Raw genomic sequence first — 533 nt, forward strand, 5'->3', positions numbered from 1 at the left:
AACTTGAAATCAAAAGGGTTTTTCCTTACACAATCGTCTTGTATGGCGATATAGAATGACGCTTTTAACGAGCGTTTATGGTTGTTAATGGTGTTATAGGAAAAGCCTTTGTCTTTCATGCGTAACGCCCATTCCTTAGCGTCAGAGGGTTTTATCGTATCAATGCTCCTAGCACCTAACTTGTCCTCTTTCAATAACCGCATGAGCTGTTCCCGTTGTTTCTGTGTGCTTTTCTTCACGTTTGCCCTCTGTGCGTTCTGTTTGGCGTAGAGTTGGCAAAGCGTCATTTTCTTGCCTGTGCTGTCGATACCGTCCTCAATATCCCGTCTTATCTGCTGTTCCAGTTCACGAAGTGAGGGTTTTTCCCGTTTTCCCTTTGGTGTCGGGTCTGTGGGTGTCAATCTCCAAGCATACACATATTTTGTGTTTCCAAATGCGTCCACATATTTATATAAGTATTTTCCGTCTGTTCGTTGGCTCTCTCCAGTATGCAGGATACGTCCTTTGCTATCCCGTCTTTTTTCTTTCATGGT

1 protein-coding gene is annotated in these 533 nt (G+C 43.5%); it reads right to left on the minus strand.

Features of this window, described 5'->3' with window-relative positions; genetic code table 11:
• Positions 1-530 (minus strand): integrase DNA-binding domain-containing protein (locus tag ACESSZ_RS16520; protein WP_499842916.1); only part of this gene is annotated, 530 nt, incomplete at its 3' end.
• Positions 531-533 lie beyond the last annotated feature (3 nt).

The organism is Eubacterium sp. 3_1_31 (genome assembly GCF_964249515.1).
GTDB lineage: Bacteria > Bacillota_I > Bacilli_A > Erysipelotrichales > Erysipelotrichaceae > Longicatena > Longicatena caecimuris.